The sequence below is a fragment of the Sandarakinorhabdus sp. genome, from assembly GCF_041689835.1.
Taxonomy (GTDB): Bacteria; Pseudomonadota; Alphaproteobacteria; order Sphingomonadales; family Sphingomonadaceae; genus Sandarakinorhabdus.
Genome location: NZ_JBDNFM010000124.1, coordinates 1 through 6,936, shown reverse-complemented (window position 1 = coordinate 6,936; position 6,936 = coordinate 1). Strand labels below are relative to the sequence as shown.

The 6,936-nt window shown below is 64.5% G+C and carries 6 protein-coding genes and 1 pseudogene; 1 reads left to right on the top strand and 6 read right to left on the bottom strand.

The genetic code is table 11. The features are described 5' to 3' along the window. Positions 1–140: pseudogene (locus ACESL8_RS06660) on the top strand (IS630 family transposase); the annotation flags it as partial. Between the two features lie 182 nt (positions 141–322). Here the strand turns inward: ACESL8_RS06660 and ACESL8_RS06655 are convergent. The 6 genes from ACESL8_RS06655 to ACESL8_RS06630 form a co-directional block, all read right to left on the bottom strand. Continuing rightward, positions 323–1,519, bottom strand: a complete 1,197-nt coding sequence (locus tag ACESL8_RS06655) for an acetyl-CoA C-acetyltransferase (RefSeq protein ID WP_372917094.1) — start codon at positions 1,517–1,519, stop codon at positions 323–325. Next, entirely contained in the window at positions 1,519–2,664 is a 1,146-nt protein-coding gene (locus ACESL8_RS06650) for an acyl-CoA dehydrogenase family protein (RefSeq protein ID WP_372917096.1), read from the bottom strand. The genes ACESL8_RS06655 and ACESL8_RS06650 overlap by 1 nt, the downstream gene beginning before the upstream one ends. Positions 2,665–2,671: 7 nt before the next feature. Beyond that, a complete protein-coding gene (locus ACESL8_RS06645) occupies positions 2,672–3,472 on the bottom strand; it encodes a hypothetical protein (protein ID WP_372917092.1) in 801 nt (266 codons plus the stop codon). Further along, positions 3,469–4,689, bottom strand: coding sequence for a CoA transferase (locus ACESL8_RS06640; RefSeq protein WP_372917090.1), 1,221 nt, complete (start codon positions 4,687–4,689; stop codon positions 3,469–3,471). The genes ACESL8_RS06645 and ACESL8_RS06640 overlap by 4 nt, the downstream gene beginning before the upstream one ends. A 26-nt stretch (positions 4,690–4,715) precedes the next feature. Continuing rightward, positions 4,716–5,969 (bottom strand): acetyl-CoA C-acetyltransferase, encoded by a 1,254-nt coding sequence (locus ACESL8_RS06635; protein WP_372917088.1) that lies wholly within the window; start codon positions 5,967–5,969, stop codon positions 4,716–4,718. An 84-nt stretch (positions 5,970–6,053) separates the two neighbouring features. Beyond that, on the bottom strand, positions 6,054–6,936 hold an 883-nt coding region (locus tag ACESL8_RS06630; RefSeq protein WP_372917085.1), incomplete at its 5' end, for an acyl-CoA dehydrogenase family protein.

The window sequence follows — 6,936 nt, the reverse complement described above, 5'->3', positions numbered from 1 at the left end:
TCGTCGACCTGCAAGCCGCCATCAACCGCTTCGTCGCCGAGCAAAATGCCAACCCGAAACCCTTCGTCTGGACAGCAGACCCCGACAAAATCATCGCCGCCGTGAAGCGTGGGCACCAAGCGTTAGAATCTATCCACTAGCCCCCGACCGGGGATAGTCGTCAATGTGCAGGGCTGGTGCCCCATTTCGGTGGAATAAGTAGCAGGAGCTTGTGCAAAGCCCGCCCGCAGCATCTTCCTACGAATCATCTAGGCACTCTTGTTATCAAACAATGAAAGGCCAACAAAGCGGAAAGAAGTTAACAACTTGTGGGAGCTATTGGTTACGCCCTTTCGAAGATTGCCGCCAGTCCCTGCCCGCCGCCGATGCACATTGTTTCCAATCCAAAACGAACCTTTCGCCGCTGCATTTCGTGGCACATCGTGGCCAATATGCGCCCACCGGTAGCACCAATGGGATGGCCAAGGCTGATTCCCGAACCATTGACATTCAGCTTGTCGGGATCGTTCCAGCCCCAGCCCTTGAGCACCGCCAATACTTGCGGGGCAAAGGCTTCATTCAATTCCACCAAGTCGATATCGCCCCAGCCCATGCCGGTGCGCGCAAACAACCGCTCCACCGCCGGCACTGGCCCGATGCCCATGCGTGACGGATCACAGCCCGCCGCAGCCCAGCCGGTGAGCCACGCCATCGGTTCCAGCCCCAGCGGCTCAAGCAGTTCCTCCGCCACCACCAGGCACGCCGATGCGCCATCATTTTGCTGGCTGGCGTTGCCGGCGGTGACCACGCCATCTTTGTCGATGGCCCTGAGCAGCGCCAGACTCTCCGGCGCCGCGTCGGCGCGAATACCCTCATCGGCGGCAAACAGCAGCGGCGCGCCTTTTTTCTGCGGGATTTCCACCGGCACCAGTTCGTCGGCGAACTTGCCGTCGGCCCACGCCTGCGCCGCACGGCTGTGGCTGCGAGCGGCATAGGCATCGCATTCCTCGCGGCTGATGCCGTAATCGCGTGCCAGATTGTTGGCGGTTTCGATCATGCCGGAAATCACGCCGTAACGGCTGATCGGCTGGCTCATGACGCGGCCGCGCACCAGCCGGTCGTGAAAGGTAGTGCTGCCCATGCGCGCGCCATTCCGGTGATCGGTGCTGTAATATTCGACCTGGCTCATGCTTTCGACACCGCCGGCCACGACAATATCGGCAGCGCCAGTGGCAATGCGCATCGACGCATCGATCACTGCCTGCAGCCCCGATCCGCAGCGCCGATCCAGTGAAACGCCCGGCACGCTTTCGGGAAAGCCTGCCGCCAGCCACGACCAGCGCGCCACGCACGGTGCTTCGCCATTGGGATATCCGTGGGCAAACACCACGTCGTCAACACGCGCCGGGTCGATTTTGGTGCGTGCCATCAATTCCTTGAGGATGATCGCGCCAAGTTCCCCAGCCGGAAACCCGGCCAGTGACCCGCCAAAACGTCCGACCCCGGTCCGGATCGGTGAAACAATTGCTGCCCGGCGCATCAGACTCTCTCCCGCATCATGGCCTTGGCGATGATCGTCTGCTGGATTTGGCTGGTGCCTTCGTAAATCCGGAGCAGCCGCACATCGCGGTAAAAGCGTTCGACCTTGTATTCCGCCATATAGCCAGCGCCGCCGTGCACCTGCACCGCGCGATCGGCGATGCGGCCCACCGCTTCGCTGGCATGAAGCTTGAGCACCGAACATTCGCGATTGCTGGCCTGGCCTGCATCGAAGCGCGCCGCGGTGCGTTCGAGCAGGGCAGCGGTAGTCAACCGGTCCACCTCCATGTCGGCCAGCATCGCCTGCACCAACTGAAAATCGCCGATGCGCTGGCCAAATTGCTGGCGCTCCATGGCGTAATTCAGGCTCATCTCGATCAGCCGGTCGGCCATGCCCAGCGCAACAGCGGCGATGTGAATGCGGCCGCGATCGAGCACCTTCATGGCGGTGCGAAAACCTTGGCCGGGCACGCCGCCGATGATGCTGGATGCCGGCACCATCACGTCTTCCAGGATCACATCGCAGGTCTTGGCCCCCCGTTGCCCCATCTTGCGGTCCGGCTTGCCGAGCGAAATGCCCGGGCTGCCGGCTGGCACGATGAAGGCGCTGATACCGGCTGCGCCCTTCACGCCCGCTTCGGTGCGCGCCATCAGGGTGAACACGGTGGCGCGCGGGGCGTTGGTGATGTAGCGCTTGGTGCCGTTGATCCGGTAATGGTCGCACTCGCGCACCGCCAAGCAGCGCAAACTGGCCGCATCGGAACCAGCGCCGGGTTCGGTAAGCGCAAAGCTGGCAATCGCCTCGCCAGTGGCGAATTTCGGCAGCCATTCGGCTTTCTGCGCCGCCGTGCCGTCGATCATGATGCCCTGACTGCCGATGCCGACCGTGGTACCGATCAGGCTGCGGAAGGTGATGCTGGCCCGGCACAGGATGCGCACCAGTTCGGCCTCTTCGGCCATCGTCAGCCCCAGCCCGCCAAAGCTTTCAGGCACCGACAGGCCAAACAGGCCCATCTCCTTGAATTCGGCCACGATGACCGGCGGGATATCGTCGCCCTCCTCCACCGTGTCTTCGGCCGGGATCAGCCGTTCTTCGACATAGCGGGCCAGCTGGTCTTTCAGCAGGCCAAAGGTTTCGGCGTCCATGGCATCATCACCCGGCAGTTGCAGCAATCGCCACCGTGCCGTCACAGCGCAGCGCCTGCAAGCTGTCTTCGTGCCCGACGAGTGCCACAGGTTGCCCGGAAAACACCGGCGCTTCGGCGCGAAAGGCAAAGCGTTTGGCTGGGCCGTGGCGGCGTTCCCACAGGCCAAGCAATTGCGCTGCCACCAACGGCCCGTGGACGACAAGGCCGGGGTAGGCCTCATCGCCTTGCGCATAGGCCAGATCATAATGGATGCGGTGGGCGTTGGCAGTGGCAGCGGAGAACAGGAACAATTGAGCCGGCCCGGGCGTGAACACGGCGTCACCAGCTGGCGGCGGACTGGCGGGGATCGGCAAGGGTTGCGCTGCACCGTCCTCGCGCCAGACGATGGTCTGCATCTCCTCCAGCGCCTTCTCGCCGTCTTGCCAAATCTCGATGCGCACCCGGCCCAGCAACAGTGCGCCGGTCTTGCCCTGCTTGGGAACCAGGCTTTCGAGCACGCGCATCTGGATGGCGGGCGTGCCGGCGATCAGCGGGCGATGGAACTGATAGTCCGCACTGGCAAACATCCGGCGCGGCAGCGACACCGGCGGGAAAAAGCCGCCGCGCGCCGGGTGGCCATCAGGGCCGCGCGGGCCGGGCGGCGGCACGAAAAGCGCCAGATGCCCAAGCGGCGGCCAGCCCAGCGCGTCGGCGTCCCAGTTCAGCGCCTCGGCCAGCCGCAGCACATCAGGGCCGTGCAGCACCTCCTCGCGCCATTCCGGCTTGGCAACCCACGCCTGCCAATACGCGATGTCGTCGGGCATCATGCCACCAGCCCTTCATCATGCAGCTTGCCGATGGCGCCGCTGGGCAGGCCCAGCACCTCGGCGAGCACCGCGTCGGTATCAGCTCCCAAGTTCGGCGCGGCAAGCACCTCGCCGCGTGGTTCGCCGGTCAGCGTCGCGGCGGGGCCGGCAGCGGGATAGCTGAGGCCGGATTTGTGCGTGATCGTCTGGAATTGCGGATTGGCGGTGAACAGGCGGGCGTCGCCGCGAACCGCCTGTGCGAGCGTCTGATACGGCCCCCACGTGACGCCCGCGGCATCGAGCCGGGGCGCCAGATCGGCGAGGCTGTGTGCCGCCATCGCGGATTCGAACAGCGGGAACAGGCGGGCACGGTGGGTGAAACGCGCGCCTTCATCGGCGGTAAAATCGGCACTGGTCGCGGCCTCCACCGCCGCCACCGCGTCGGCCAGCCCAAGCGCCGCCACCAGTCCACGCCATTGTTTGGGCGTGATGGCGACGAGGTATATGCGCCGGCCATCGCGGCAAGCGAAATCCCGCCCGAACGCGCCGAACAGATCATTGCCCAGTCGGGCGCGATCCCCGTGCAGCAGCGCCTCGGCAGCAAAACCCAGATGCGACAGCGAGGTGGCAGCGAGATCAGAGAGCGGCACGCGAATTTCCGCCCCCTCCCCGGTTTGCCGGCGGCGGTGCAGCGCGCTGACCATGGCAAAGGCCGCCCAACTGCCGCCAAGCAGATCCCACGCCGGCAGCACGGCGTTGACCGGGCGGGTGTCATCCACCGGCCCGGTCATCGCCGGCACGCCCACCGCCGCGTTCACGGTGTAATCCAGCGCCGGCTTGCCATCGGCCCAGCCCATGATGCGCGCCGTGATGATATCGGGCCGCCGGGCGGCGAGCGCGGCGTGGGACAGGAAGCCATCGACGGGAAAATTGGTCAGGAACAGGCCGGCTTCTTCTCGCCCAGGCGTATTGGGCGCCGTGGCCAGAGCAACGGCCAGTTCACGGCCCGCAGCGCGCGACAGATCAATCTGGATGGAGCGTTTGGCCTTGTTCAGCCCTTCCCAATACAGGCTGTCACCCGCATCAGTCAGCGGCCAGCGCCGGTAATCGGGGCCGCCGCCGATCTGGTCGATGCGGATCACCTGCGCGCCCATCTGCGCCAGATAAAGCCCGCCAGTCGGCCCGGCGACGAACGCCGCCGCTTCAACGACACGCCGGCCGGAGAGGAGTTGGTACACCTAACCCCTCTCCCCCTGCGGTCGGCTTACATGCGCTCGATGATGATCGCCGGGGCCATGCCGCCGGCGGCGCACATCGTCACCAGCCCGCGCTTGAGGTCACGGCGTTCGAGTTCATCCAGCACCGTACCGATCAGCATCGAACCGGTGGCACCAATCGGATGGCCAAGCGCGATGGCACCGCCGTTGACGTTCACCTTGTCGCGGTCCAGCTTCAGATCACGGATGAACTTTTCTGCAACCACGGCAAAGGCTTCGTTGATTTCGAACAAATCGATGTCGTCCACCGTAAGCCCGGCCCTGGCCAGCACCTTGCGGGCGGCGGGCACCGGCGCGTTGAGCATCAGCGTCGGGCAATCGCCCATATTGGCCATGGCGATGATGCGGGCGCGCGGCTTCAGGCCGTTTTTTTCGGCATAGGCCTTGCTGGCAATCAGCACGGCGGCGGCGCCATCAACCACGCCCGACGAATTGCCGGCGTGATGCATATGCTCGATCTTGAGATCAGGATATTTGGCGTTGATCAGCTTGCGGAACGTGGTGCCCTTCGCATCGAGCGGCACATCCGCGAGCTTGGCAAAGCTGGCTTCCAGCTGCGACAGGCCTTCCATGGTGGTGCCGGGGCGCGGGAATTCCTCACGGTCCAGCGCCAGCGTGCCGTCTTCGCGGTAAACCGGGATCACGCTCCTGGAAAAGCGGCCTTCGGCAATCGCCTTGGCGGCGCGCTTCTGGCTTTCGAGGCCGAGCGCATCGACATCGGCGCGGCTGATTCCTTCCATCGAAGCAATGGCATCGCCGCACACGCCCTGGTGGCTTTGCGGGTGATGGGCTTGCAGGCGGGCGTTGCCGCTGCCCATCATCATCGGCGCCAGGCCAGCGGCGCGCTCTTCGGCGGCCATGGTGGCGGTGTAGCTCATCATTTCGGTACCGCCGGCGATCAGCAGGTCTTCCATGCCGCTCATCACCTGCGCTGCGGCCAGGTTCACGCTGGTGATACCGCCGCCGCAGAACCGGTCCAGCGTCATGCCGCTGGCCCGCAGATCATAGCCCGCATCCAGCGCCGCCATGCGGCCGAGATCGCCGCCCTGCTTGCCGCGCTGGGTGGAGGTGGACCAGATGATATCATCAACATCGGCCGTATTCAGATGGTTACGCTCGGCAATCGCCTTGAGCACGGCGGCGGCCAGATGCTGCGGGTGCATGTCGGCAAGGCTGCCCTTGCCCACCTTGCCTATGCCGCGCGGCGTGCGGACGGTATCGATGATATAGGCTTCGGGCATGGTCTTTCCTCCAGATGTTGGGTGCACCCTACGCTTTCAGGGCGCAGCGTCGATTGCGGTTTTTGCCAGTCCCCCAACAACGCCTCAGTAGCTTTTGGGCAGGCCCAGCACGTGCTCGGCGATATAGGAGAGGATGAGGTTGGTCGACACTGGCGCGACCTGATAAAGCCGTGTTTCCCGGAACTTGCGTTCAATGTCATACTCGGCGGCGAAGGCGAAACCGCCCAGCGTCTGCATCGCGGCCTCGCCTGCCTGCCAACTGGCTTCGGCGGCGAGCATCTTGGCCATGTTGGCTTCGGCCCCGGCGACTTCGCCCGACTCGTACCGGCGGCAGGCATCGGCGACCACCAGCGCGGCGGCGTGTTGCCTTGCATGGGCTTGGGCGAGCGGGAACTGGATGCCCTGATTTTGGCCGATGGGGCGGCCGAACACCTGACGTTCGCGGGCGTAAGTCGTTGCACGGTCAAGGAAAAACCGTGCATCGCCAATGCATTCGGCGGCGATCAGGATGCGTTCGGCGTTCATGCCCGACAGGATATAACGGAAGCCCTGCCCCTCCTCCCCGATGCGGTTGGCGGCGGGGATACGCACGTTATCGAAAAATACCGCTGTCGTGCCGTGATTCATCATGGTTTCAATGGGTTGAATCGAAAGCCCGGGGCAATCGCGCATATCGAGCAGGAACACCGACAGGCCCTCGGTGCGCTTGGCCACCTGATCCTTGGGCGTGGTGCGCGCCAGCAGCACCATCAGGTCGCTGTGGAATGCCCGGCTCGTCCATATTTTCTGACCGTTAATCAGATAGTTATCGCCGTCACGCACTGCCGTGGTGCGCAGGGACAGCGTGTCGCTGCCCGATGTTGGCTCGGTGACGCCAAAGGCTTGCAGGCGCAGTTCACCGCGCGCAACTGACGGTAAATATTGGTCTTTTTGGCTCACCGAGCCGTGGCGCAGCAGTGTGCCCATC

What these genes read in the sequence shown, in the direction of transcription:
- ACESL8_RS06655 (WP_372917094.1), bottom strand. Translation starts at nt 1,519, where the DNA reads ATGCGCCGGGCAGCAATTGTTTCACCGATCCGGACCGGGGTCGGACGT.
- ACESL8_RS06650 (WP_372917096.1), bottom strand. Translation starts at nt 2,664, where the DNA reads ATGGACGCCGAAACCTTTGGCCTGCTGAAAGACCAGCTGGCCCGCTAT.
- ACESL8_RS06645 (WP_372917092.1), bottom strand. Translation starts at nt 3,472, where the DNA reads ATGATGCCCGACGACATCGCGTATTGGCAGGCGTGGGTTGCCAAGCCG.
- ACESL8_RS06635 (WP_372917088.1), bottom strand. Translation starts at nt 5,969, where the DNA reads ATGCCCGAAGCCTATATCATCGATACCGTCCGCACGCCGCGCGGCATA.